Genomic DNA, 25,843 nt, shown 5'->3' on the forward strand with positions numbered 1-25,843 from the left:
CTCCCATACCCCCGAAAGATAACCAACTCCTAGCCGCATAAATCCTGGCATGCCTTCGCCTCGACGGCGCCGTCCAGCTGCCGCCGCCAGGCCACCATGCGCCACGCGGCCCAGGCGGCGGACACGGCGCCCGCGGCGAGTATCAGCCGCGTATCGATCAGGGTCAGCACGGAGCCGCTGAGGGCGACGACGATGTTGGCGATGCAAAACGTCGTGGCCAGCAAACCCATCACGGCACCCTGCCCGTGCGCGCTGAAGCGCTCGGCGCACCAGCCCTGTATCACCGTGTTGTACAGCGCATTCGGAATGCCGAACAGCACGATGGCCGCGATGCCCACCCAGATATTACCCAATGCCAAGATCCCCACGGCCAGCGCCACGCCGCAGGCATACCAGCTGGCCCGCAGCAAGGGCGCATGGCGGCTGGGACCGCCCGCCAGCAAAGACGTGATGGTCATCGTGCCGCACAGTCCCACATTCACCCAGGCAATCTCCTGTGCATGGTAATTGGCCGTCTCGACCAGCCACAGCGGATAGAACTCGTAAAAGCTGGCCACGCCGCACGTAAATGCCAGTTGCACGATGAACAGGGTGCGCAGCTCCTCATGGCGCAGCAAGTTGAGCGAATGGCGGTCGCGCGCCACTTGCCACCATGACGTCGTCAAGAGCGAAGGCGTTTCGCGCGGCAAGCCCACGGCCACCAGCACGGCGACGAGCATCAAAGCTGCGGCGGCAATCCAGAACGGCACCGTCACGCCCCAATGCAGAGTCGCGCCCGCCAGGATCGGCCCTACCAGCCAGCCCAGGTAAAAGGCGCCGTTCAGCCATGACATGGCGCGCAGGCGCAGCGGACCCGTCAACTGGTCGGCCAGCATGGCGCGCGCCACGGCGCCGTTCCCTTCCAGCAAACCCGTGATGAAACGGGCGACGATGAACAGCGGGTAGGACTGGATCACCAGCGCCCAGGCCGTGATGGCGTGGCCGATGGCGGCGCCCACGGCAGTGCGCATCAGCAAGGGACGGCGGCCATAACGGTCGGACAAGGGGCCCAGCAGGGCCGAGCCGATCAGCAAGCCCAGCGGGTTGATGGTCAGCGCCAGGCCGAACAGCAATTTCGACGGCAAGCCCAGGAAATTGTTGAAGGCATTCGGCGCCTCGGCCGCGAACAGGGGTGGCAGGATCGGGTATGGCAGCGAGGCGCCGATGGTCGACAGCAGCGCCAGCAGGCAGGCGGCGGAAATCAGGATGATGTTTTTCATGCGGGTTCGGCAAATTTTAGTCTGGCTTAGTCTGGCAAGCATACGTGGCCATGCCACATAAGCAAATGTAAATGTTTATTAATGGCGCCCTCCTTGCTGCGGTGAAGCGTGCCAGGCACGGCCTCGGCTATCATGCCCACACGAATCACGTTTAACGGGGCAAACATGACACTGTCAGAAATTGAACGGCAACACGGCTTCACCTATCCCGCATTGTATCGGCAGCTGGAGCGCGACGGCATGCTGGCCGTGGGCGAATATGGGCCCGACTGGCATAAGCTGGTCTATCCCACCTTGACGGACCGGCCCACCCTGCTGTTGCATGCGGACGATTTCGAACTGCTCAACATCGAGGCCGTTGCCGCGGAAGTGGACGCGCTGCTGGATACGGACGATTACCGGCAGATCGACCCCGCCTTCCAGTTCATCCCGTTCGCGCAAACGGGCGCGGGCGACCACTACTGCTTTTTCGCGTCAGGCGAGCAAGACGGCGAGATGCCCATCGTGCTGCTGTGGCATGACGACAATGAAGCCCAGTACCTGGCGAAAAACCTGCAAGATTTCATGGTTCACATGTTGTTGAACAGCATGGCCGACCAGGATACGTACAACGACGTCAGCGACGAGGCATTCAAGGATCAACTGACGAAAACCCTGGGCACGCATGCACGCTACCTGACGGCGCGGCAAGCCGACGTGCTGCAGGGCCTGCTGGCTCGGGACATCATCGATTACGACGTGGCGTTGCCGAAAGGACGCACGGAGGCGCACCGGGGCTTGCTGACCGATATCGAACTGGCCAGCCTGCGCGCGGAATTGATTCCCTACGAAAAGTTCGACAGCGGTTTTGCCTACAGCGCGGCTGACTGAACATAATTCGCTGGGCAAGCGGCGGCTGAAGGTTTAAACTGTATATAAACACAGTAAAACCCATCACCTTGCATCTTGCCCTATTGCCATCCCCATGTTGAGAGTCCTGGAAAATCCCCTCTACTATCTGGATAATTTCCAGGATGTGCTGAACTGGATAGCCGCGCGTTACGCCGATCTGCTGAGCCCTGAAGAAACGCAATTCATCGCCGCCTTCGGCGCCCTGCCGCAGCCATCGCGCGCCCTGTTCGTGCGCCTCGTCATGCGCAAGGGCTGCCTGTTTCGCGCCAGCAAGCTCAATTACCCGGAAATCGGCGACACGCGCACGGCCGCCCTGCCCTTGCTGGCAACTAGCTGGGTCGAGGCGGATCCAGCGATCTCGCTCGATGAACTGTTCGACCTGCTGCTGAAAGTAGAAATTGTCCAGGCCTTCGCTCTCGACGCGCCCCTGAAGGCGGCGCGCAAGGCGGAGCAACTGGACGCCTTGCGCGAGCAGCATGGGGAAAGCAAAGCGTTTTCCGCCTGGCATCCGGCTTCCACTGATTTGCTGTATCGCATCGGCTTGCAAGCGCTGTGCGACCGCCTGCGCCTGATTTACTTTGGCAATTATCATCAGGACTGGTCGGAGTTCGTGCTGTCCGACCTCGGCGTGTACCAATATGAAAAAGTGGAATTCTCGCCGCAGTCACGCGGTTTTCGCACGCGCCAGGATATCGAACACTATGAAGTGCTGCACCAGTGCCGCGAACGCTACAACGACAGCGCGCCGGCGGACGAGGTGCTGCAGGAACTGGCTGCGCTGCCCTTGTCCGAGGACAACACCTGGCTGGCCAGCCGGCGCGACAAGCTGCGCTTCCAGATCGCCCAGCATCTGGAAAAATGCCAGGACTGGCCGGCAGCCTACCGCGCCTACGCCGATTGCCGCTATCCGGGCGCGCGTGGCCGCGCCATCCGCGTGCTGGAGAAAGATGAGCAGCCGCAAGCTGCCTACGAGCGCCTGATGATCGCCCAGGCCGCGCCGGAAAGCGAAGCGGAACAGCAATTGCTGCTGCGCATGGCCCCCCGTTTGCGGCGCAAGCTGGGCCATGCGAAGCAGGCGGCCAACGCGGCCGCTGCCGTGGAGCGCATCGACCTGCTGCTGCCCTGCCCGGAACAGGCGTGCTACGTGGAAGGGGTGGTACAGCAACATCTGATGCAGGACGGTGCGCCCGTGTATTACGTGGAAAACACCCTGATCAACTCGCTGTTCGGCCTGCTGTGCTGGCCCGCCATCTTCAAGCCCATGCCGGGCGCCTTTTTCCACCCGTTTCACAGGGGGCCGGCCGACTTGCATAGCGCCGATTTTTACCAGCGCCGCAGCAACGATTTTTCCGCCTGCCTGGCGCAACTGGACGACGGCCGCTACCACGCCGCCATCCGCGCCACGCTTGCCGCCAAACACGGTATCGTCTCGCCCTTCGTCAGTTGGAACGTGCTGGACGACGGCTTGCTGGACCTGGCGCTGGACTGCATCCCGGCCGCGCACCTGAAGAAGTCGTTCGAGCGCATCTTGCTCGACATCAAAAGCAACCGCAGCGGCTTTCCCGACCTGATCCAGTTCTGGCCTGCGGAACGGCGCTACCGCATGATCGAAGTCAAGGGTCCGGGCGACCGCCTGCAAGACAACCAGCTGCGCTGGATCGCGTATTGTGCCGAGCACGCCATGCCCGTCAGCGTGTGCTACCTGCAATGGCAGGCGGCGGCATGAGCCGCAACACTTACACCATCGCCGTGCGCGCCCTGTGCGAATTCACGGCCAAGGTGGGCGACCTGGACTTGCGTTTGACGCCGTCCCCCACGGCGCAGGAAGGCATGGCGGGCCACGCCACCGTCACGAGCCGGCGCGATGATGATTACCAGCGTGAAATCAGCCTGTGCGGCGACTTCGGCCCGCTGCACGTGCGGGGCCGCGCCGATGGCTACGACCCGGCGCGGCGCCAGCTGGAAGAAATCAAGACCTACCGGGGCGAACTCGACGCGATGCCCGCCAACCACCGCCAGCTGCACTGGGCGCAGGCGCGCATCTACGGCCATCTGCTGTGCCAGCAGCTGAACTTGCCCATGCTGCGCGTGGCGCTCGTGTATTTCGATATCGTGAGCCAGAAGGAAACCGTCATGCACGAGGAATGCACGGCCGAGGCGCTGCGTCTGTTCTTCGAGCAGCATTGCACGCTGTTTCTCGACTGGGCCGAGCAGGAAATGGCGCACCGGGCCAGCCGCGACGCGCAACTCACCAGCATGGCCTTTCCCCATGCGGACTTCCGCCCGGGGCAGCGGCAATTGGCCGAAGCCATGTACAAGGCCAGCAGCCGTGGCTGCGGCTTGCTGGCGCAGGCGCCGACCGGCATCGGCAAGACGGTGGGCAGCCTGTTCCCCATGTTGAAAGCGACGGCCGCGCATGGCCTCGATAAACTATTTTTTCTCGCCGCCAAGGTACCGGGCCGGCAAATGGCGCTCGACGCCTGCGCCATCCTCAAGGACAGCGCCCCGCTGCTGCCGCTGCGCGTGCTGGAACTGAGCGCCAGGAGCAGCGCCTGCGAGCATCCGGACAAGGCGTGCCATGGCGAATCATGTCCGCTGGCCAAGGGATTTTACGACCGCCTGCCGCTGGCACGCGAAGTGGCGCTGGCCAGCGGCTTGATCCTCGACAAGGAAGCCGTGCGCGCCATCGCCTTGCAGCAGGGTATCTGTCCGTACTACCTGGGCATGGAGCTGGCGCGCTGGAGCGACGTCGTCATCGGCGACTACAATTATTACTTCGACCTCAGCGCCATGCTGTACGGCATGACATTGGCCCACGACTGGAAAGTCAATGTGCTGGTCGACGAAGCGCACAATATGGTGTCGCGCGCGCGCAGCATGTATACCGCCGAACTGGCGCAGATCGACCTGAAAATGCTGCGCAAGTTCGTGCCCGACGCCTTGAAAAAGCCGCTCGACCGCCTCTCGCGCCAGTGGACGGCTTTGCTGAAAGAGCAAGATGGCGATTACCACGTGCATGCGGCTCTGCCCGACAAATTCTTTGGCGCCCTGCAAGGGGTGGCGACGGCCATCGGCGACTACATGGCCGAACACGCGGCCGCGCTCGATGAAGATTTGCAGCGCTTTTATTTCGACGTGCTGCTGATCAACCGCCTGGCGGAAAGCTTCGGCGCGCATTCGCTGTTCGACGTCAGCAAAACGGAGACGGGTTCCACCGTCTGCATCCGCAACATCGTCCCGGCACCGTTTCTCAAGGAACGCTTCGCGGCCAGCCACAGCACGGCCCTGTTTTCTGCCACCCTGAGCCCCTGGAATTACTATAGCGACACCCTGGGCATGCCAGCCGACACCGCCTGGGTCGACGTGGAATCGCCGTTCCAGGCGGAACAATTGTCCGTGCGCGTGGCCGACACCATTTCCACACGCTACCAGCACCGCGCCGCCTCCTTGCTGCCCATCGCCCAGCTGATGGCGAAGCAATACGCTGAAACGCCGGGCAACTACCTGGCCTTCTTCAGCAGTTTTGACTACATGGAAAAGACGGCTACCCTGTTTGCCCAGCATTACCCGGACGTGCCCATCTGGCAGCAGCCGCGCCGCATGGACGATACTGCCCGCGCGCAATTCCTGGGCCGTTTCGGCCTGGACACGCGCGGCATCGGCTTTGCCGTTTTGGGCGGCGCGTTTGGCGAAGGCATCGACTTGCCCGGCGCGCGCCTGATCGGCGCCTTCATCGCCACCCTCGGTTTGCCGCAGATCAACCCCGTCAACGAGCAGATCCGCCAGCGCATGGGCGACATCTTCGGCGCCGGCTACGACTACACATATTTGTATCCGGGCATGCAAAAGGTGGTGCAGGCGGCCGGCCGTGTGATCCGCACGCAGTCGGACAAGGGCGTCGTCTACCTGATCGACGACCGCTTTTCACGGCCGGAAATCCGCCAGCTCTTGCCGACGTGGTGGAATGTGCAGCTAGCTACTGGATAAAGCAGCTTCAGGCGTTGCCAGCCCGCTTGCGCGACACGCCAGCTTTCCGCTTTCCTGGGGGCGTCGCAGGCGTAGCAAGTGCACTGTCACGGACATCGGCATCAACTTCCTGGCTGCGCAGAAAATTTTGCAGTTCGATACGCACGCCGTTTTGCGCAACGACCGACATCTCCAATGTCATGCCCAGCGATTGCAAAAAACGGCGCAAGGTCGAGACATAAGTATCGGTACGCTTTTCCAGTTGGGAAATGGCATGCTGTTGAATCCCCAGTTCCCTCGCAACTTCCGCCTGGGTCTTGCCTACTGCCTTGCGGAAATCCGTCAGCGTGGTGGCGTGCGCTATCATTTCTTGCATCTTTTCTTGGGATAGAGCCGCAATTTTTGCCTGCCGCTCGGCCGGCAAACTGTGGATGACGTCGTTCACATTTCTTCCCATGACAAACTCCTGCTCCTGAAATCATCTACTGCCTTTGTCCTGCCTCGCCTTCGCCGCAGCCAGGTTGGTGAGATGTTGCTCATAGCGAGCATTTGCCTTGAATAACAAATCCCTGTAAAACTTGTCCTCATTGACACCTTGCTTGGCCGCCGCAACCAGAATGACCGCCTCACGCCTCGTATCGAAAGCAAAGACCGCGCGCCACACCTCTACCCCGTTATTGGCCTTGAAACGCAGCTCTTTCATGTTCGGATGTTTAGGATTCTTCAACGTCCCAACGTGAGGACGCCCGGCAGCCGGGCCCAGCTTCGACAGCGCATCGGCACTCGCCAGCAATTCATCTTGAACATCTACCGGCAGAGCATCGAATTCCGCATCGAAGTCATCGTGAAACGTGACCGGCCATGTCCTCGGCGCATTCACTATCACCTCCAGATGATATCATGCGTAGTTGATTATGCATCTACGCCAGCGAAAATGCTAACCCACCAATAATCTGAGCTTCTGATACCCCGCCTTGCTGACGGGTATCCTCGTATCATCGCGCAGGATGGCCACGTGGCTGTCTTTTGTTGCCGCTTCGATGCGGCGAATGCCGTCGATATTGAGCAAGTACGACCTGTGCACGCGCAGGAACTTGGCGGGATCGAGCTGGGTTTCCAGTTCCGCCAGCGTCTGGCTTTTCAGGTAGGACTTGCCTTCGGAACGGATGCTGATGTAATCGTCTTGCGCCTCGATGTAGTCGATGCGCGCGCTGGCGATCACGTGGACCTTGGCGCCGTCGCGTATCAGCACGCGATCAAGCGGCGCGGCGCGCGTGGCCGCCTCGCGTGCCAGCGTCAGCACAGCAGTGGATGCGGCGGGCGTGCTGCGGTTGGCGCGCGCATGGGCCAGCGCCTGGTCGAAGCGCTGTTCGCTGAATGGTTTCAGCAGATAGTCGAGGGCATGGCATTCGAACGCTTTCAAGGCGTACTGGTCGTAGGCCGTGACAAAGATCAGCTTTGTCTTCGCACCGATCAATTCGGCCACTTCGAAGCCGTCCAGGCGCGGCATCTGGATGTCGAGAAACACCAGTTCCGGTTCCAGGTCCGCGATGGCCTTGACGGCTTCGAAGCCGTTGGCGCACTCGGCCACGATGTCGATATCGTCATGGCGCGCCAGGTATTCGCGCAACACGCTGCGCGCCAGCAATTCGTCATCGACGATGGCGACCCGCATTCTTGCCTGCATCATGCTTCCTCCGTGTCGCCGGTCTGCGCCGGCATGGAAATCATCACTTCGAAATGGCCGTCGCGCCGGCCCCAGTGCACGCTGGCCTCGTGGCCATACGCGCCGGCCAGGCGCTGGCGCACGTTCTCCAGGCCGACGCCATTGCCGCGCTCTGGCCCTTGATCCGCATCCACCGGATTGCGCACGGCGATCTGCAGCAGGCTGCCCACGCGCCGGGCCTCGATGGCGATCAGGCCGCCTTCCGTCAAGCCGCAGATACCATGCTTGACGGCATTTTCCACCAGCGGCTGTATCAGCATGGGTGGCAGCAGACACGCCAGTGCGGCAGTGTCGAGGCTTTCCGTCACTTGCAGGCGTGCGCCGAAACGCACGTGCTCGATGGCGAGAAAGTGGCGGATCAGCACCAGTTCCTGCTCCACGGTAATGTGCTTGTGCGCTTCCAGGCTCAGGCTCTGGCGAAAGAAACTGGCCAGCTGCACCGTCATCTGGCGGGCACCCTTCGCATCGATAGACGTCAGGGCGCTGATGGAGTTCAGGCTGTTGAACAGGAAATGCGGATCGATCTGCGTGCGCAGCATGCGCAACTGCGCTTCCTGCGCCGTCAGTTGCGCTTCCAGCCCCCGCTGCTCGGCCATCCTGGCGCGCACGAATTCCAGCAACAGATAATGTACGGCGACAGCCAGGCAATACAGCAGCGCACCGAGGCCGAAGAACAGGGCCAGCAGCGATTGCGTCAGGTTCACGCCCAGCCAGCGCAGCTCCAGCAACAGGCTGACGCTGTTCAAAAATTGCAGCAGGGTGGCCCACAGCAAGCCCGCGAACAGCGCCGCCACGCCCATCACGCCGGCGATGGCGAATGGATGGCGGGAGTGCAAGGGATAGGCGCGGCACAGGTAGTACGCGGAAAAACCGGAACCGATCGCATACACGAGCGTGGCGGGCACCACCAGCACGACGGCATTGAGCCAGGGCGCGTGCGCCACCCTGGCCAGGATGGAAGCCAGGGCCAGGCCCAGCGCGATGCAGACCAGGAACACCACCACGGCGCCGCGCCGCTTCGACAAAGGCCCCGACATGCGCGCCTAGTTGCGGATTTCCAGGCCGCCCATGATGGCGTAGCCCGTCACGTACAGGCGCCTGGCCTGGTTCGGCGGCACGATGGTCTTTTCCTCGAAGCCGCCGAGGATGGGCGTGCCCTGCAGCACGACGCTCCAGTCGGGCGGAATCTTGATGGTGACGCCGCCGCACAGGGCGAACACGTTAAGCACGGCTTCGCCTTCGATCGACGCCTGGCGCAAGTCGATTTCGCAGCCGGCCATGATGACATTGATATCGCCGCCCTTGAAGCGCTGCGACGACACGCGCCGCACGTAGCCGCCGAGGATGGCCGTCACTTCGATGATGCTGTCATCGTCCGCTTGTCCGCTGGCGCCGGGCGCCGCCGTGGCATCGGCGGCGTCCTTGTCGAGCGACACGGCGCCATTTCTGGCCTGGCCGAACGAGTCAGGCGCTGCGGGGCCATCCTGCTGCGCCCCAAAGCGCCGGCGGCGCTGGCGCTGCTGCGCGCCGGGGAGGGATTTCGACACCAAGGCCACGCCCAGGCCGATGATCAGCAAGGGCCACAGCAAGTCCCAGTTCATGTAGAAGATGCCCATGTGCTTGAGGGTCCAGGCCACGCCCAGCAGCACCAGCATGCCGCCCAATAAATAACCGTTCGCGCTGCGGCTTTGCGACAGTTTCAGCAGACCGAACACGATCAGCGCCGTGGGCCAGAAGCGGAAGGTATAGCGCACATCGATGAAACCGAGGTTATCGAGCAGAAACAGCAGCCCCAGGCCGATGACGATGACGCCCAGCACGATCTGCGATGGCGAGTGCAACGGCGGTTTATTTTTCATGCTCGGACTCCCGGTAGGCAATAAAATGTTTGTTCAACAGCGGTTCCAGCACGAGACCCACGCCCCAGGCGATCAGCAAGGCGGGCCAGCTATTGTAAAAATGCAAGTTCCACAGTTCTTCATACGAGACATACCACCACGCGGCGAAAAAGATCAGCCACAGGCCGCTCAGTACCTGCTTGGCGGAAACGGGCGTCAGCAGCTTGTTCAGGCCGAAGACGGCCAGTATCACCGGCCAATAATGCCATAGTGAATAGTAATCGTGGAGATAGATCACATCGAGCCGGTCCAGCAGGACGATGGCGCCGATGGCGATCAGCAGCACGCCCCACAGCAGCTGGGTACGGCGGCAATAGGCTGGTTCAGGTTTCACGGTCACCCCTTGAAGTTGGTTGATCGTAAAGATACGCGGATTTCGGGGAGGAGAAAACAACGCTTCGGCGAATGGCGGAAAGACAGCGGTGAATGGCGCAACGGTGGAAATGACGGAAAAAAACAGGCAAAAAAAAGACCGGCTAAGCCGGCCTTGAAGGGGTTCGCAGTCCACACCGCGACCTGGAGTTGCAGTGCACAGCCGCGTGGCGCAGGGCGCAAACGCGAACAGAAATCTGGTGCCGATCCTCGAGGCGACCGGCTGACCTGCTGGAAGATCGAACATGCCGCCAACTTCACGGCAGTGCGTCTCAACCAAGCAGAGACATCATACTCCCGATCGCCAGACAGCACCGTTCGCTAGCGCACACTGATGGAGTTTTGCTGAGCTGCATCAACCCGTGACGGCGTGCGGCGGTTTGAGCATGTCGTTCCCGATCCATGCCAGCACGGAAGGTCCCTGCGGCTGCCAGCCCAGCAGCTTGCGCGCCCGCTCGCCACGCACGCGGCTGTTGGAGCCAAGGCCATACGACGCCATCTCGTAGCCCCATTCGGCAATCGCCTCGGGCAGCGGCCAGTCCTGCGCGGGACCCAGGTCCAGCGCGGCGGCGATGCCGGCCGTCATGTCGCGGAAAGCCGCTTCGCCCGATTCGACAAAGTAAAAGGTGCCGGCCGGCGACTTTTCCAGCGCCAGCAGATACAGGCTGACGACATCGTCGATGTGCACGTTGGACCAGATGTTACGGCCCGGACCCACGTGGCGCACGATGCCGCTCTTGCGCGCCTGTTTCAATAAGCGGGGCAGCTGCACGCTGTCGCGCGGCAAGGCGCCATGGCCGTAGATCAGGGTGTTGCACAAGACGCTGGCGCGCACGCCCTGGCTTGCGCTGGCCAGGACCAGGTCGTCGATGGCGACGCGGGCCGCCTTGTCGGCCGTGGGCGCCGGCAGCTTGTCTTCGTAATAGATCTGTTCCGTGCCCTCACCGCCCGAGGCGTCGCCCACGATGGACGAGCCGCTGGTGTGCAAAAACACTTTGTTGGTGCCGGCCAGCGCTTCAAGGATGGCTTCGACGGCGCCACGGTGGTCGCTGCTGGCCGCATTGATGACGGCGTCCGCCGCCCTCGCCTGCTCGATGAGCAATGCGCGGTCGTTCAAATCGCCGTGTACGCCCAACACGCCGACCTTGGCCAGCTCGGCCACCTGCTCCGGCTTGCGCACGAGGCCCGTCACCTGATGGCCGGCCCGCACGAGGCCCGCCGCGATGGAACTGCCAATAAATCCCGCTGCGCCCGTAACAAATACCTTCATGTCTTGCTCCTTTGTTGGTTCAGATTGCAATCAATCACACCAGCAAAGTATGCCCGCTTTCGTCTTTCGCAAAAAGCAACCACACAGCAAAAGATCTATGACTTGGACGCAACAGTCTTCTGTTTGAGCTGCAGGGCGGCGATGTAGCGGCTCTGGTAGGCCGGGTCTTCCGGCGTCAGCAAGGTGAGCCTGTCGCGCGCGCGGGTGGCGGCCACATAAAAACGGTTTTCCTCTTCCAGCGGGTCGGTCTTGCTGCGAGGGAATTCATCGACGGCCAGGTAGGGCAAGATCACGTGGTTGTATTCGAGGCCCTTGATCTGGTCGATACAGGCGATGACCAGCTTGGCCTTGCCGGTCGAGACTGTCACGGCTTCTTCCATCTCGCCCAGCCAGCCGGCAAAGCCGCCCAGCGCCACGCCCGCTTCGCGGCACACGGCAATAAAACCGTGCAGGGAACGGGCGACAACGCGCGCCTGTGCCGGGTCGACATAGATGCGGCGCGCCGTCTGTTCCAGCTGCATCAGGCCAAAGATGTGCTGCAGGGCGTCACCGGCCAGGGCGTCGGGAGGCAGCGCGCGCAGGTAATCGACGGCGGCCAGGGTCAGCGCCGCCTTGTCCTGATTCTGCGACTTGGCCAGCTGGTTCGTCAAAAAGCCTTCCAGCAAGTCGGGATAGTTGGCCACGTCGGCCTTGGCTTGCTGCAATTCCGCGCGCGTAAAAGGGATTTCCGCGAAGGCCACCAGGGCTTCGAGGATTTCACCGCGGCGCGGGCCGCTCTTGATCGCGTGCAAATCCTTGCGGGCGATGGCGACCATGCCGCGCAACATCAGCACTTCCAGGCTCAGCAGATAGCTGTTCATGTCCACCAGCCCATACGCGATGCCGCTCTGGAACAGCGCCGTTTCCACGCGGATGGCCTGGTCGCGGTCGCGCAGCAAGATCGCCGTCGTGCCCGCATGCGCATGCTCGAGCGCGGCGATCAGTTGGGCGCTGCAGGCCTGCGGCTGCGTATGCTCGTATTGCAACACTTCGATGTGGGTGGCGCGCGACAGGGCCGACACGCTGGCCTTGTTTTTCAGCACGCCGACAGCCTGCGCCAGCTGCGGACCGTAGCGGTAGGATGCCGTCAGCGGCAGGCGCTGCAAGGCGGGGAATTCCTGCTCGAAGCGCTGGCGCAGGAAGCGGTGGTCGGCGCCCGACCACGTGTAGATGACTTGATCCTTGTCGCCGGCGCCGCAGAAAAATGCGTTGCCGCGGCGTATCAGCATGGTCAGCAATCGGAACGACGCTTCGTTCAAGTCGTGCAATTCATCGGCCACGATGATCTGGAAGGCCGGCAATTGCTGGAGCAGCGGCTCGTCGCCGTCGAGCATGCGCACGAGGTCGTAGGTGGCGTCGAACGGTGCGCGGAACTGGATATCGCCCGTGTCGGCGCCGCGCAAGCCTTCGTATTCGCGCAGCCACAGATAATGCGTGCGCGACATGCCCAGCATTTCCAGATTGTCGTCCAGGGAATTGCTTTCGAAGTCAGGATGTTGAAAATTCAGGCGCGCCTTGGTGCGCAACTGCAATTTCAAGAACTCGGCAATCGCCCCGTTCGTCGTGTTGATTTCCAGCGGATAACGGTGAGCATACTTTTCCGACACCACTTCCAGCGCTTCCCAGGCTACCGGGCGCAGCTCTTCATCGCTGCGCATGGCTGCCACCTGCATGTTTTCCAGCTGCAGCAGCACCTTGGCGGCAAAGGCGTCGAAGGTGTCGACGGTCAGGCGCTTGACGACGCCGAGCGGCACGCCCACTTCCAGCAGACGCTGGCGCAGGGCCACGCGCGCCGCTTCCGTGAAGACCAGGGCCAACATGCGCTCGGGCGCGCGGCCCCGGTGCAGCGCTTCGGCCAGGCGCAGGGCCAGGGTCGTCGTCTTGGCCGCGCCGGCATTGGCGTCGATCAAGACCACTTTCTTTTGCGCCGTCTGGATGGCGACCTGCTCCGGCGTGGGCGTGATGCGTTTGGGAATGAACTGCGGGGCGTTATCTGTACTCAAGGGTATCCTGAAATGATGTCTGTTCTCGGCGCGCTACCAGGCGCAGGTGCGCAGGCCGGCAAAGATGTCGCCCCGTTCGGGCGCATGGAAGGCGCGCATGCGGGGCGAATGCAGGCGCGCTGGCGTGGCGAAGGCGGCGCCGCGCAGCACCTGGTGCTGCATGAAATACGGCGCGGAATATTCGCGCCAGGCGTCCACCGCAAAGCCCGGATACGGTTCGAACGGCGTCGCCGTCCACTCCCACACCTGGCCCCAGTGAAAGCGCGGATGGCCGGACAGCGCAGCATACTCCCATTCCGCCTCGGTCGCCAGGCGGCGCCCCGCCCAGGCGCAGTACGCCTGCGCCTCATACAGGTTGATGTGGCGCACGGCTTCATTCGGCGGCAAGGTCGTGCGCTGGCCGAAACGCATGGTGCGCCACTGCGTTGCTTCGCGCAGCCAGTACAGGGGCGACGAGCGCTCCTGCCGCATCAGCCAGGCGCTGCCGGCCGCGCTCCAGAACTGGCGGTTCTGGTAGCCGCCGTCGGCGACAAAATCGGCAAACTGGGCGTTCGATACGGCGCAGGCATCGATGGAGAACGGCGCCACATAACAGCTGTAAGGCGGCGATTCATTGTCGAAGGCAAACCCGGCCCCGCGCGGCGAGCCCAGTTCGATGCTGCCGCCAGGAAAAGCGATCTCGCCCGCGCCTGGCGGCAAGGCCGGGCTGGCGGCCAGCGATTCCGGTGCTTCCAGACCCAGCCATTGCAAGCCGGCCAGCATTTCTTCGCCGCACAAGTCTTCATGCGCCAAGGCCAGGCGGTACGGCGCCAGGGCACTATCGACATTGGCTTCGCGCGAGAGTTTATCGAGCACCCGGTCGAGTACTTCGCGGCAATACGTTTTCACGGCGCCCGGGCTGGGCAATTCCAGCTTCCAGCGCGCGCGGTGCTCGACCATGTTAGCGTCGAACAAGTCGTCACCGCGCGTCAGCAGGGAGTTATAAATGGCGTCGGCCGGATGGCTGGTAGCGGCTTCGCGCAGGATGAACCACTCGGCAAACCAGGCGATCTGCGCCAGTTGCCACAAGGGCGGAACGAGGCGCGGATGGCGCGGCAAGCCGGCCACCACGTCCAGGCCGGCAGTGACGTAACAGTCGAACAGGGAAAGCGTATTCTGGCGCGCGGCTTGCAGCGACTGGGCCAGTTGCTGCGCGCCGGCATGGCGAAAAGAGGCGTTGATTAAAGTCATGGCCTGATTGTAACGACTTATGCCAAGCTTGCACCAGTCGCCATGGAAACAAGGGGGAAACTATCCCCCTTGCGGCTTACTTGACCAGCAGCTCGCCCTGTAGCGGCGTGACAACGGATTTGGGCATGCTGACGATGAAACTGCTGCCCTTGTCGGCCACGGACTGGATGGCCAGGGTCCCTCCGTGGCGCAGCAGCACGTGCTTGACGATGGCCAGGCCCAGGCCCGTGCCCTGGGTTTCGCGCGAACGGCTCTTGTCGACGCGATAGAAACGCTCCGTCAGGCGCGAGATATGTTCCTGGCTGATGCCGATGCCCGTATCTTGCGCGATGAATTGCGGTCCGGCCGGGCCATCCTGCCAGCGCAGGGTGATGGTGCCACCCGCTGGCGTGTAGCGCACGGCGTTCGACGCCAGGTTGCCGAAGGCGCTGTACAGCTCGTCGTAGCTGCCCAGCACGTCGGGACCCTTGCATTCCATGGTCACTTCATGCTTGCCGGCCGACAGCCCCTTGGCGTCGCGCAAGACTTGCTGCATGAGCTTTTTGACGTCCACGGGCTCGGGGCGCAGCGGGTAGTCGACCGATTCCAGGCGCGACAACGTCAGCATGTCCTCGATCAGATGCTGCATGCGGTGGCCCTGCTCCGTCATCAGCTTGAGGTGGGAGGCGCGCGTGGTGGCGTCCAGGTCCAGCTCGGCGGAAGCGATTTCCAGGAAGCCGACGATGACGGTGAGCGGCGTGCGCAATTCGTGCGAGGCGTTGGCGATGAAGTCACGGCGCATCATTTCAATGCGTTCCGTCTCCGTCACGTCGTGCGTGACGAGGATCTGGCGGCGGTTTTCAAATGGAATGATCTGCACGATCAGCTTGCGGTTGCGGAAAGTGATCGTCAGCGGCTGGTCGTAGCGGCCCAGGATGATGTAATCCATGAACTCGGGGCTGCGGATCAGGTTGGTCACGCGCATGCCCTTGTCGCGCTCGTGCGTGAGGCCCAGGTGCTTCTCGGCAGCCGGGTTGCACCATTCGAGGAACAGCACGTCGTCCATGATGACGACGCCGTCGGGCAACAGGTGCATGGCTTGGCGGAAACGCGCCAGCCATTCCGTCAGCTCGGCCTGGTTTTTCTCGTCGTCGCGGCGCATGCGGTACAGGCGCGCGAAAATGCTGGTCCAGGCGCCCCAGCCGTCGGGCAGCTTGGCGCTTTGCGGATTGTCCAGCCAGTTACTCAGCTGGAACAGATACGACAGCTGCACGAACACCATCATGGCCATCAGCACGAAAGCGATGCCCAGCGCATATGTGGCGCCAAACAGATACCAGACGACGGCCACGCCCAGCAGCGCCAGCACCATGCGCAAGGCGGCCGGTACCCAGAACAGCAATTTCGGATTCATAGAGGCTAGCTTTACTTTTCAGACAACATGTAGCCGACGCTGCGCACCGTCTTGATCAGGCTTTCCGCCTCTTTCAAGGCTTTGCGCAAGCGCAATACGTGGACATCGACCGTGCGTTCCTCGATCACCACATGGTCGCCCCACACCTTGTCAAGCAGCTGGCTGCGCGAAAACACGCGCTCCGGATGGGCCAGCAGGAATTTCAGCAGCTTGTACTCGGCGTGGCCGATATCGATCTTCTGTTCATCCATCATGACGGTGCAGCTGACGGGATCCAGCGCCACGTTGCCGGCGCGCATGGGCGCCTGCGCGTGTTCCGGACTCTTGCGTCGCAAGAGAGCCTTGGCGCGGGCCAGCAGTTCGCGCGGCGAGAACGGCTTGGTGACGTAATCGTCGGCTCCGCTGTTCAGGCCAGCCAGCTTGTCTTCTTCCATGCTCTTGGCGGTGAGCATGATGACGGGGATGGCGGCGAAATTTCGGTCGGCGCGGATGCGCGACAGCAGGCGCAAGCCCGTCTGGTCCGGCAACATCCAGTCCAGCAGGATCAGGTGCGGCGTGCGGTGCTGGATGAATTCCCAGGCATCGGCGACGTTTTGTACGGAACAGCAATTCCAGCCGGATTCGCGCAGCGAATAGGTGACCAGTTCAACGATGGCCGGCTCATCTTCAACAATCAATACCGTGGTTTTATCAGATGCCATAAAGCTTACTCAGGGAGCTCCTCGGAAATGGCGGGAGCAGCCACCTTGGTGTGGCGGATGTCCTTGCCTTCAACCACGTAAATCACGTATTCGGCGATGTTTTTCGCATGGTCGCCGATCCGTTCGATGGCCTTGGCCACCCACAGGGTATCGAGCGCCGCCGAAATCGTGCGCGGGTCTTCCATCATAAAGGTAATCAAGTTGCGCATGATAGACCGAAACTCATGGTCGATGATGGCATCTTGTGCAATTAATTGTAAGGCTTGCTTGCCATCGTTACGCGCGAACGCGTCGAGCGCATCGTGCAGCATGTCGGTGGCCGTGTTGGCGATGCCGCGCACCATCTCGTAATGGTTGACGACGCCGTTGCCGCGCTTGTGCAGATTCTTCGCCACGCGGGCGATTTTGGTCGCCTCGTCGCCTACGCGCTCGAGGTCGGTGATCACCTTGATGGTGGCCATGATGGTGCGCAAGTCGTTGGCGGCCGGCTGGCGGCGCACGATCAAATGGCTGCACGCATCGTCCAGCGACACTTCGAGCTGGTTGACGACGTCGTCTTCGCGCATCACGCGGTCGGCGCGCTCGGCATTGCCGATGCGGAAGCACGTCATCGCATCGAGGAACTGGGTTTCAACGATGCCGCCCATCAGGAGCACTTTCGAGCGGATCGCTTCGAGTTCGTTGTCGTATTGCTTGGATGAATGTTCGCCTATCATGCCGTCTCTCCGTATTCAGTTGTCTTGTATGTATAGCTATGCGGGATGGATCAGCCAAAGCGGCCCGTGATGTAATCCTGCGTTTCCTTGCGGGCCGGATTCATGAAGATCTGGTCCGTTTCGCCGAATTCCACCAGCTCGCCCAAATACATATAGGCCGTGTAGTCGGAGCAGCGCGCCGCCTGCTGCATATTGTGCGTCACGATGGCGATCGTGTAATCCTGTTTCAGTTCGCTGATCAGCTCTTCCACTTTCGAGGTCGAGATCGGATCCAGCGCCGAGGTCGGCTCGTCGAGCAGCAAGACGTCCGGCTTGACGGCCACGCCGCGCGCGATGCACAAACGCTGCTGCTGGCCGCCCGACAGCGACAGGCCGCTCTTCGACAGTTTATCCTTGACCTCGCCCCACAGCGCGGCCTTTTTCAGGGCCCACTCGACGCGCTCGTCCATTTCGCCCTTCGACAGGTCTTCATACAGGCGCACGCCGAAGGCGATGTTGTCGTACACGGACATGGGGAACGGCGTCGGCTTCTGGAACACCATGCCGACCTTGGCGCGCAGCATGTTGACGTCCTGGTCCGCGTCAAGCACGTTGCGGCCGCGGTACAGGATCGAGCCTTCCGCGCGCTGGCCCGGATACAGGTCGTACATGCGGTTCAGGGTGCGCAGCAGGGTCGACTTGCCGCAACCGGACGGGCCGATGAAAGCCGTAACCTTTTTCTCGTGGATGTCCAGGTTGACGTTATGCAAGCTTTGCGTTTTGCCGTAAAAAAAGTTCAGGCCCGAAATCTCGATGGTTTTTTTCTTTGGTGCCAGGTCTTGTGCTGGATTCATTTGCGTATTCATAGGGGTTCGCTTCGCTCGGTATCTGTTTAATTAGGGACTTTTTGGCTGAACACGGTGCGCGACAGGATATTCAAGGCCAGCACGCTGAAGGTGATCAGCAGTGCACCGCCCCAGGCCAGCGAGCGCCAGTTGTCGTACGGGCTCATCGCAAACGATGCGATGACGGACGGCAAGTTGGCCATCGGCGCATTCATGTTGAAGCTCTGGAACTGGTTATTCAGGGCCGTGAACAGCAGCGGCGCCGTTTCGCCGGCGATGCGGGCCAGGGCCAGCAGAACACCGGTGATCACGCCCGCCTTGACGGCGCGCAAGCGCACCAGGGTGGCAACTTTCCAGCGCGGCGCGCCGAGGGCAAACGCGGCTTCCAGCAGGCTGTTCGGTACCAGGCGCAGCATATTGTCCGTCGTGCGCACCACTACCGGCACGGCGATCAGCGACAGCGCGATGGCGCCGGCGTAACCGGAGAAGTGTTTGACGTGCGCCACGTACAGCGCATACACGAACAGGCCGATGACGATCGATGGCGCCGACAGCATGATGTCCGTCACAAAACGCGTCACTTGCGCCAGCTTGTTTTCTTCGCCGTATTCGGCCAGGTAGATGCCGGCCAGGATGCCGATCGGCGTGCTGACGACAGTCGCCAGGCCCACCATCAGGGCGCTGCCGACGATGGCATTGATCAAGCCGCCGCCTTCGCTGCCTGGAGCCGGCGTGGTTTGCGTGAACAGGTCGATGGACAGCGCGCCGAAACCCTTGATCACCAGGGTGAACAGGATCCACACCAGCACGGCCAGGCCCAGGGCCATGGCCGCCACCGACAGGGCGATGCCGATGCGGTGCATCAGCAAACGCTTGCGGTAGACGGGATTCATGGCCGGCTTGGCCGGAACGTCGTGGGGGCTAACTTGGCTGAGTTGGCTCATTTCGTGCCTTCCTTGCGGGACATGCCAGCCAGCATCAGCTTGGCGGCGGATAAGACGATAAAGGTGATGACAAACAGGATCAGCGCCAGCGAGAACAGCGAAGCGACGTGCAGCTCGGATTGCGCTTCGCCGAATTCATTCGCCAGCAAGGAGGTGATGCTGTTACCGGCGGCAAACAGCGACCACGACAGCTTGTTGGCATTGCCGATGACGAAGGTGACGGCCATGGTTTCGCCCAGCGCACGGCCCAGGCCCAGCATGACGCCGCCAACGACGCCGGTCTTGGTGTATGGCAAGACGATCTTGCGCACCACTTCCCAGCGCGTGCAGCCCAGGCCGTATGCGGATTCTTTCAGCACGGCAGGGACGATTTCAAACACGTCGCGCATCACGGAAGCGATGAAAGGGATGATCATGATGGCCAGTACCAGGCCGGCCGTCAGCAAGCCGATGCCCATCATGGGGCCGCTGAACAGCTGGCCGATGATGGGCACGTTACCCAAGGTGGCTTTCAGGATGGGCTGGACGTGGTCGGCAAACAGGGGCGCAAACACGAACAGGCCCCAGATACCGTAGATGATCGAAGGCACGCCGGCCAGCAGCTCGACAGCCGTGCCCAGCGGGCGACGCAGCCAGGCCGGGCAGATTTCCGTGAGGAACAGGGCGATGCCGAAGCTGACGGGAAAGGCGATCAGCAGGGCGATAACGGAGGTCACCAGGGTGCCGATGATGGGGATCAGGGCGCCGTACTGGTCATTGACGGGATCCCATTCCGCGGACACGATGAAATGCAGGCCGAAGGTCTTGAAGGCCGGTATCGATTCCATGATCAGCGAAATGATGATGCCGACCAGGACGATCAGCACCGACAGGGCGAACAGCATCGTCACCTTGTGGAACATGAAATCCTGGAAGCGCTGCTTGCGCATGGTGGAAAGCATTTGCGCGTGACTGATGGAATCGGTCATGGTGCCGCCTGGCATGGGGATCGTGGAAGAGGTAGATTGTGCGCTCATATTGTGCCAGATGTGGGTGGTACTGCCGGTATTGCTGTTTTGAACTCTTGTTTTATCTTGCTTTTTTAGCCAGGACCGTCTGCAAGGGCTTGCGGGCGGTCCTGGCTAACTCCCTGCCCCGCCGTGCTGCTGGCGGGGACAAGGATGGGTACTTATCTGGTCAAGCTATCAAATTAATAGATCGCTTTGCCCGATGCATCTTTCAAATTGGCTTTCCACGACTCTTGCACCAGTTTCACGACCGATGCCGGCATCGGCACGTAGTCCAGTTCAACGGCAGCGGCGCCGCCGTTCTTGTAGGCCCAGTCGAAGAATTTCAGGACTTCTTTGGCCTTGGCTGCGTCAGCCTGAACTTTGTGCATCAGGATGAACGACACGCCGGTGATAGGCCAGCTGTTCTTGCCAGCCTGGTCGGTCAGGACCACGCCGAAGCCTGGGGTTTGCGTCCAAGGTGCCGAAGCGGCTGCTGCCTTGAAGTTTTCGTCGTCAGGCTGCAGGAAGTTGCCGTCCTTGTTTTGCAGCTGGGTGTGCGACATCTTGTTTTTCTTGGCGTAAGCCCACTCGACGTAGCCGATCGAACCCTTGATACGCTGCACGTTGGCGGCGACGCCTTCGTTACCCTTGCCGCCCACGCCCACGGCCCATTTCACAGCCGAGCCAGCGCCGATTTTCGATTTGAATTCCGGGTTGGTTTTCGACAGGAAGTCGGTGAACAGGAAGGACGTGCCCGAACCGTCGGCGCGGTGCACCACGGTGATTTCCGTGTCCGGCAGCTTGACGCCACTGTTCAGTGCGGCGATTTCAGGCGCGCTCCACTTGGTGATCTTGCCCAGGTAGATGTCGCCAACGACTTTACCCGTCATTTTCAGCTGGCCTGGGGTTACGCCGTCCAGGTTGACGATGGTGACCACGCCGCCCATGATGGCAGGGAACTGCATCAGGCCCGCTTCTTCCAGCTCTTCCGCCTTCAAAGGCATGTCGGAGGCGCCGAATTCAACAGTCTTGGCCTTGATTTGCTTGATGCCAGCGCCGGAACCGACGGACTGGTAGTTCAGGCCGTTGCCCGTATTGGCTTTGTACGTCTCGGCCCATTTGGCGTAGATCGGGTACGGGAAGGTTGCGCCAGCACCTGTCATATCTGCCGCCATGACGGAAGCGGAAGAAAATGCCATCGCTGCCGAAGCACCCACGACGATAAATTTGAACATTTGCTTCATTTGCATATCAAGTCCTCAGGGTTGTTAGGGCTCAAAGTCCCGGTTGAATGCTGCGCAGTCTAGCAAGCGAATATGACAGCTTTATGACATGGGTAAAAAATCCTGAAATAATTGCCTACGCCCCGAGGGTGGCCATTTTCGGCATGAAAAATGACAGGACGGGCGACGCTTTATGACAGCTTATGTCACGCTTACGTCATATTTCATGATTACACTCACAACGCGTCATACATGATGAAATACGGATGAAATACGGCTAGAATTAACTATCTGCAAAGACAAAAGAATATGAAACCTGAACTGCACACGGAAGTGACCAAATCGGGCATCCTGCTTGACCGCGAGCTGTCGCAACTGACTTTCAACCGGCGCGTGATGGCCCAGGCGGAAGACCCGAACATTCCGCTGCTCGAGCGCCTGCGCTACCTGTGCATCGTCAGCAGTAACATGGATGAGTTTTTCGAGGTGCGCGTGGCCAGCCTGCTGGCGGCCGGCAGCATCGGCGGTTCGCTGGCCGGCCACCCTGCCCTGGCGGCCAACCTGGAGCGCATCGGCAAGGAGTGCCATGCGCTGGTGGAACGCCAGTACGAGATATTAAATAGCGACGTCTTGCCGGCCCTGCGCGAAGCGGGCGTGCATTTGCTGCGCGACAGCGACCGCAACGAAGCGCAGCGCGCGTGGGTCAAGCAATACTTCGACCGCGAAGTGCGCCCCCTGCTGACACCGATCGGCCTCGACCCGGCCCACCCGTTCCCGCAAGTGGTGAATAAAAGCCTCAATTTCATCGTCTCGCTGAGCGGCAAGGATGCGTTCGGCCGCGGCACGGCGATCGCCATCGTCAAGGCGCCACGCGTCTTGCCGCGCGTCATCAAGCTGCCGGACGAGATTTCGGGCGACGGCGTGTCCTTCTGTTTATTGTCGTCCGTCATCCATGCGCACATTTCCGACTTGTTCGCCGGGCGCGAAGTGATCGCCTATTCGCAATTCCGCGTCACGCGCGACAGCGACCTGTGGGTCGATGAGGATGAAGTCAAGAATCTGCGCCAGGCCCTGAAAGGCGAGCTGGTGGGACGCCAGTTCGGCACCTCGGTGCGCCTGGAAGTGGCGCGCAATTGTCCGCCGGAACTGTCGCAGTTCCTGCTCGACCAGTTCAGCCTGGATCAAAGCCGGCTGTACCGCGTCAACGGCCCCGTGAACCTGGTGCGCCTGTCGGAAATGATCGACCACGTCAAGCAACCGGAGCTGCGCTTCCCGCCGTTCTTCCCCGGCCTCGCGCATAAAGCCATCGGCAACGACATCTTTGCCGCGCTGACCAGGCACGACATCCTGCTGCACCACCCGTACCAGTCGTTCCAGACGGTGATCGACTTCATCCGCAGCGCCGCCTATGATCCGTCCGTCGTCGCCATCAAGCAGACGATCTACCGCACGGGCATGAATTCGGACTTGATGGAATCCTTGATCACGGCGGCGAAGATGGGCAAGGAAGTGACCGTCATCGTGGAATTGATGGCGCGTTTCGACGAGGAAGCCAATATCAACTGGGCCGACAAGCTCGAACAAGCCGGTGCGCAAGTCGTGTACGGCGTCGTGGGATTGAAAACCCATGCCAAGGTAGCGCTCGTCATCCGCCGCGAGGAAGGCGCACTGCGCTTCTACGCCCACTTGGGCACCGGCAACTATCACCCCACGACCACCAAGCTGTACACGGATTTTGGCTTGCTGACGGCCAACCAGGACCTGGCCGTGGAGGTCAATGAAGTCTTCATCCACCTGACCAGCCTGACCAAGCCGCACAACCTGAACCATTTGTGGCTGGCGCCGTTCGGCCTGCAAAGCGAGATCATCAAGGCCATCCGCAACGAGGCGAAGATCGCCCGCTCGGGCCGGCGCGGGCGCATCATCGTGAAAGTCAACGCGCTGGTCGACGAATCCGTGATCCGCGCCCTGTATGCGGCCTCGACCGATGGCGTGAAGATCGACCTGATCGTGCGCGGCGCCTGCACCCTGAAGCCGGGCGTGCCGGGCCTGTCGGAAAATATCAAGGTGCGCTCCGTGATCGGCCGTTTCCTCGAACACAGCCGCATCTACTACTTCCGCAACGACCTGGCGCACGATGTCTACCTGGCCAGCGCCGACTGGATGAGCCGCAACCTGTTCCGCCGGGTGGAAGTGGCTTTCCCGGTACTTGACCGGGCGCTGAAACGGCGCGTGATCGCCGAGGGCCTGAACCCGTATTTGAAGGATAATACAAATGCATGGGAACTGGAGCCGACAGGCCATTACGCGCGCCGCAAGCCGCGCGGCAAGCAAACGCCGTTCAGCGCCCAGCAATATTTGATGCATACACTGGGCACGCCGGGCGCGGAGGTCGGCGAATAGGCAATTCTACACAGAGGAGTACAGCATGGATCTCATCTTGTGGCGACACGCAGAAGCCGAGCCGGGCGTCCCCGACCTCGAACGCGCCCTGACCGTCAAAGGCCAGAAACAGGCGCGACGCATGGGCGAATGGCTCGCTTCGCAACTACCGGAAAATTGCCGTATCCTCGTCAGCCCCGCCCTGCGCACCCTGCAAACGGCGGAAGCGCTGGGGCGCAAGTTCAAGCTGATGCCAGAACTGGCGCCCGGCGCCGAGGCGGAAGACATCCTCAAGGCGGCCAACTGGCCAGGCGGCAAGGAAACCGTGCTCATCGTAGGCCACCAGCCCACGCTGGGCCAGGCGGCCGCCCTGCTATTGACGGGCGAGGAGCAGGAATGGGAAATGCGCAAGGCCAGCGCGTGGTGGTTTTCCCAACGTGAGCCGGGCGACCCGATCAGCGTCTACTTAAAAGCCGTGATGGCGCATGACCTTGTGGTGAAATAAGGGAAATGCGCAAAAAGTGCGCTGGGACAAATACTGGCAGAAATTACAACACGGCAGCCTTGTAAAGCGCTGCCGATCTGCTAGAGTTTAATTGCATCAACTACGTGCTGGAGCACCGCTCTGGCACATTGAGCAACCCAGCGGACAGCCGTCCAACGGCGGCTGAAAGACCATGTTAACCTTCCTCGTTTTTCTCTTCATCGCCATCTTCGCCGCCATCATCGGCTTCGTCGCCTTTGAACTGGTCGAAGAAATGCGCGGCAGTCACCACAAACTGATGGACCGCTACCACGAGTAGTGTTCACCTCGGCAATATCGCATGGCGCCAGCGACGGCATATCCCCGTCCCTCGCGCCATCCTTGTATTTACACTCCCGCCTTACACTCCCGTTTTGAACTTCGTATAGATGCGCGTCATCAAACGGCGAATATCGGCCGTGGTCGCTTCCGGCGCGGCCATGCGCTGCTTGTCGGCGTCCGACAGGAAGATGGCCTTGTTCTCGCCGATATCCTTGCGCACATACTTGATGCTGGCCGGATTCGGATTCGCGTAAAACACCTTGTTGCTCAGGCTGGCATGCACTTGCGGGCGCAAAATGTAGTTGATGAACAGGTGCGCATTGGTCGGGTGCGGCGCGTCGGCCGGGATGGCCATGGTATCGAACATCAGGGCCGCCGTCTTCGGCACCAGCACCTGGATCACATTGCCGTTCTTCGCATCGATGGCGCGCTGGCGGGCGATATTGATGTCGCCCGACCAGCCCAGCGCCACGCAGACGGAACCGTTGGCCATGTCATTGATGTAGCCGGACGAACTGAACAGGGTCACGTAGGGACGGATCGCCTGCAGTACCTTGCCCGCTTCCTGGTAATCGGCAGCCATTTTCGAGTAGGCGGGCTTGCCCAGGTACTGCAGGGCGGCCGGCAGCACTTCCGACGGCGAGTCGAGGAAGGACACGCCGCACGATTTCAGCTTGGCCGCATATTTCGGGTCGAAGATCAGGTCCCACGCGTTGTCGGGCATGGCCATGCCGCCCAGCGCGGCCTTGACCTTGTTGACGTTGATGCCCACCGTCGTGTAGCCCCACAGCCAGTCGACCAGGTAATCGTTGTTCGGGTCGATCTTCGACAGCTTGGCTTGCAGGTTCGGGTCCAGGTTGCCCAGGTTCGTCAGCTTGCTCTTGTCGAGTTTGCGCAGCAGGCCCGCATCGATCTGCAGGCGCGCCCACTGGGCCGTCGGCACGACGATGTCGTAACCGGACTTGCCCGCCACCAGTTTCGCATTGAGGATTTCGTTATTGTCGAAAACGTCGTAGCGCACCTTGATGCCCGTTTCCTTTTCAAAATTCTTGATCGTATCGTCGCCGATATAGTCGGACCAGTTATAGATGTTCAGGACTTTCTCTTCCTGAGCCTGAGCTTGCGTAGACAAGGCCAGTGCGGCCGCCGCCAAGGCCAGTCCCACTCCAATGCGCCGCCCTGCTTGCCATGTGTTTGCCATCGTACCGCCTC

Annotated in this window: 24 protein-coding genes; 6 read left to right on the plus strand and 18 right to left on the minus strand. The window is 61.4% G+C overall.

From position 1 onward, the window contains the following. Nucleotides 1–29: 29 nt before the first annotated feature. Entirely contained in the window at nucleotides 30–1,259 is a 1,230-nt protein-coding gene (locus tag HWE17_RS18590) for an MFS transporter (protein ID WP_176389750.1), read from the minus strand. A gap of 165 nt (nucleotides 1,260–1,424) precedes the next feature. Between HWE17_RS18590 and HWE17_RS18595 the strand changes: the two genes are divergently transcribed. The 3 genes from HWE17_RS18595 (at nucleotide 1,425) to HWE17_RS18605 (ending at nucleotide 6,137) form a co-directional block, all read left to right on the plus strand. After that, nucleotides 1,425–2,129 (plus strand): SMI1/KNR4 family protein, encoded by a 705-nt coding sequence (locus tag HWE17_RS18595; RefSeq protein ID WP_176389751.1) that lies wholly within the window; start codon nucleotides 1,425–1,427, stop codon nucleotides 2,127–2,129. Between the two features lie 94 nt (nucleotides 2,130–2,223). After that, entirely contained in the window at nucleotides 2,224–3,876 is a 1,653-nt protein-coding gene (locus tag HWE17_RS18600) for a VRR-NUC domain-containing protein (protein WP_176389752.1), read from the plus strand. Next, nucleotides 3,873–6,137: an ATP-dependent DNA helicase gene (locus tag HWE17_RS18605; RefSeq protein WP_176389753.1), complete on the plus strand. Its 2,265-nt coding sequence runs from the start codon at nucleotides 3,873–3,875 to the stop codon at nucleotides 6,135–6,137. Before HWE17_RS18600 ends, HWE17_RS18605 begins: the two co-directional genes overlap by 4 nt. 7 nt (nucleotides 6,138–6,144) lie before the next feature. Here HWE17_RS18605 and HWE17_RS18610 read toward each other — a convergent pair whose 3' ends face one another. From HWE17_RS18610 to pstS, 16 genes are all read right to left on the minus strand, one after another. Next, entirely contained in the window at nucleotides 6,145–6,561 is a 417-nt protein-coding gene (locus HWE17_RS18610; protein ID WP_176389754.1) for an XRE family transcriptional regulator, read from the minus strand. Nucleotides 6,562–6,594: 33 nt separating this feature from the next. After that, the gene (locus HWE17_RS18615) at nucleotides 6,595–6,996 is read right to left on the minus strand and encodes a type II toxin-antitoxin system RelE/ParE family toxin (RefSeq protein ID WP_176389755.1); all 402 of its coding nucleotides are present in this window, start codon (nucleotides 6,994–6,996) and stop codon (nucleotides 6,595–6,597) included. 57 nt (nucleotides 6,997–7,053) lie between these two features. Then, entirely contained in the window at nucleotides 7,054–7,791 is a 738-nt protein-coding gene (locus HWE17_RS18620; protein WP_176389779.1) for a LytTR family DNA-binding domain-containing protein, read from the minus strand. An 11-nt stretch (nucleotides 7,792–7,802) separates the two neighbouring features. After that, nucleotides 7,803–8,879, minus strand: coding sequence for a sensor histidine kinase (locus tag HWE17_RS18625; protein ID WP_176389756.1), 1,077 nt, complete (start codon nucleotides 8,877–8,879; stop codon nucleotides 7,803–7,805). Nucleotides 8,880–8,885: 6 nt separating this feature from the next. After that, nucleotides 8,886–9,701, minus strand: coding sequence for a DUF5668 domain-containing protein (locus tag HWE17_RS18630; RefSeq protein ID WP_176389757.1), 816 nt, complete (start codon nucleotides 9,699–9,701; stop codon nucleotides 8,886–8,888). Further along, a complete protein-coding gene (locus tag HWE17_RS18635) occupies nucleotides 9,691–10,074 on the minus strand; it encodes a DUF5668 domain-containing protein (RefSeq protein ID WP_278318439.1) in 384 nt (127 codons plus the stop codon). Before HWE17_RS18635 ends, HWE17_RS18630 begins: the two co-directional genes overlap by 11 nt. A 393-nt stretch (nucleotides 10,075–10,467) precedes the next feature. After that, nucleotides 10,468–11,382 (minus strand): NAD-dependent epimerase/dehydratase family protein, encoded by a 915-nt coding sequence (locus HWE17_RS18645; RefSeq protein ID WP_176389758.1) that lies wholly within the window; start codon nucleotides 11,380–11,382, stop codon nucleotides 10,468–10,470. Between the two features lie 95 nt (nucleotides 11,383–11,477). Continuing rightward, nucleotides 11,478–13,424 carry a UvrD-helicase domain-containing protein gene (locus tag HWE17_RS18650; protein WP_176389759.1) on the minus strand — a complete coding sequence of 649 codons (1,947 nt, stop codon included), beginning with the start codon at nucleotides 13,422–13,424 and terminating at the stop codon, nucleotides 11,478–11,480. Between the two features lie 33 nt (nucleotides 13,425–13,457). After that, nucleotides 13,458–14,654 (minus strand): selenoneine synthase SenA, encoded by a 1,197-nt coding sequence (senA, locus tag HWE17_RS18655; protein ID WP_255206300.1) that lies wholly within the window; start codon nucleotides 14,652–14,654, stop codon nucleotides 13,458–13,460. A 76-nt stretch (nucleotides 14,655–14,730) separates the two neighbouring features. Next, nucleotides 14,731–16,047 (minus strand): phosphate regulon sensor histidine kinase PhoR, encoded by a 1,317-nt coding sequence (phoR, locus tag HWE17_RS18660; protein WP_176389760.1) that lies wholly within the window; start codon nucleotides 16,045–16,047, stop codon nucleotides 14,731–14,733. A gap of 11 nt (nucleotides 16,048–16,058) precedes the next feature. Continuing rightward, nucleotides 16,059–16,748 (minus strand): response regulator, encoded by a 690-nt coding sequence (locus tag HWE17_RS18665; protein ID WP_034755074.1) that lies wholly within the window; start codon nucleotides 16,746–16,748, stop codon nucleotides 16,059–16,061. Nucleotides 16,749–16,753: 5 nt separating this feature from the next. After that, nucleotides 16,754–17,464: a phosphate signaling complex protein PhoU gene (gene phoU / locus HWE17_RS18670; RefSeq protein WP_034755071.1), complete on the minus strand. Its 711-nt coding sequence runs from the start codon at nucleotides 17,462–17,464 to the stop codon at nucleotides 16,754–16,756. 50 nt (nucleotides 17,465–17,514) lie between these two features. After that, nucleotides 17,515–18,309 (minus strand): phosphate ABC transporter ATP-binding protein PstB, encoded by a 795-nt coding sequence (gene pstB / locus HWE17_RS18675; protein ID WP_029496304.1) that lies wholly within the window; start codon nucleotides 18,307–18,309, stop codon nucleotides 17,515–17,517. A 26-nt stretch (nucleotides 18,310–18,335) separates the two neighbouring features. Then, entirely contained in the window at nucleotides 18,336–19,232 is an 897-nt protein-coding gene (pstA, locus tag HWE17_RS18680; protein ID WP_176389761.1) for a phosphate ABC transporter permease PstA, read from the minus strand. After that, nucleotides 19,229–20,200: a phosphate ABC transporter permease subunit PstC gene (gene pstC, locus HWE17_RS18685; RefSeq protein WP_255206301.1), complete on the minus strand. Its 972-nt coding sequence runs from the start codon at nucleotides 20,198–20,200 to the stop codon at nucleotides 19,229–19,231. The genes pstA and pstC overlap by 4 nt, the downstream gene beginning before the upstream one ends. A gap of 221 nt (nucleotides 20,201–20,421) precedes the next feature. Further along, the gene (pstS, locus tag HWE17_RS18690; RefSeq protein WP_035817350.1) at nucleotides 20,422–21,471 is read right to left on the minus strand and encodes a phosphate ABC transporter substrate-binding protein PstS; all 1,050 of its coding nucleotides are present in this window, start codon (nucleotides 21,469–21,471) and stop codon (nucleotides 20,422–20,424) included. A gap of 282 nt (nucleotides 21,472–21,753) precedes the next feature. Between pstS and ppk1 the strand changes: the two genes are divergently transcribed. The 3 genes from ppk1 to HWE17_RS28730 all read left to right on the plus strand — a co-directional run bounded on the left by ppk1 (nucleotide 21,754) and on the right by HWE17_RS28730 (nucleotide 24,629). Next, nucleotides 21,754–23,847 (plus strand): polyphosphate kinase 1, encoded by a 2,094-nt coding sequence (gene ppk1, locus HWE17_RS18695; protein WP_176389762.1) that lies wholly within the window; start codon nucleotides 21,754–21,756, stop codon nucleotides 23,845–23,847. Between the two features lie 25 nt (nucleotides 23,848–23,872). Beyond that, nucleotides 23,873–24,331, plus strand: coding sequence for a phosphohistidine phosphatase SixA (gene sixA / locus HWE17_RS18700; protein ID WP_035817346.1), 459 nt, complete (start codon nucleotides 23,873–23,875; stop codon nucleotides 24,329–24,331). Nucleotides 24,332–24,503: 172 nt separating this feature from the next. Further along, nucleotides 24,504–24,629 carry a hypothetical protein gene (locus HWE17_RS28730; protein WP_255206302.1) on the plus strand — a complete coding sequence of 42 codons (126 nt, stop codon included), beginning with the start codon at nucleotides 24,504–24,506 and terminating at the stop codon, nucleotides 24,627–24,629. Nucleotides 24,630–24,710: 81 nt separating this feature from the next. Here HWE17_RS28730 and HWE17_RS18705 read toward each other — a convergent pair whose 3' ends face one another. Beyond that, entirely contained in the window at nucleotides 24,711–25,832 is a 1,122-nt protein-coding gene (locus HWE17_RS18705; RefSeq protein ID WP_176389763.1) for a polyamine ABC transporter substrate-binding protein, read from the minus strand. Nucleotides 25,833–25,843: the final 11 nt, after the last annotated feature.

It is taken from the genome of Janthinobacterium sp. BJB401, from assembly GCF_013372745.1.
GTDB lineage: Bacteria > Pseudomonadota > Gammaproteobacteria > Burkholderiales > Burkholderiaceae_D > Janthinobacterium > Janthinobacterium rivuli.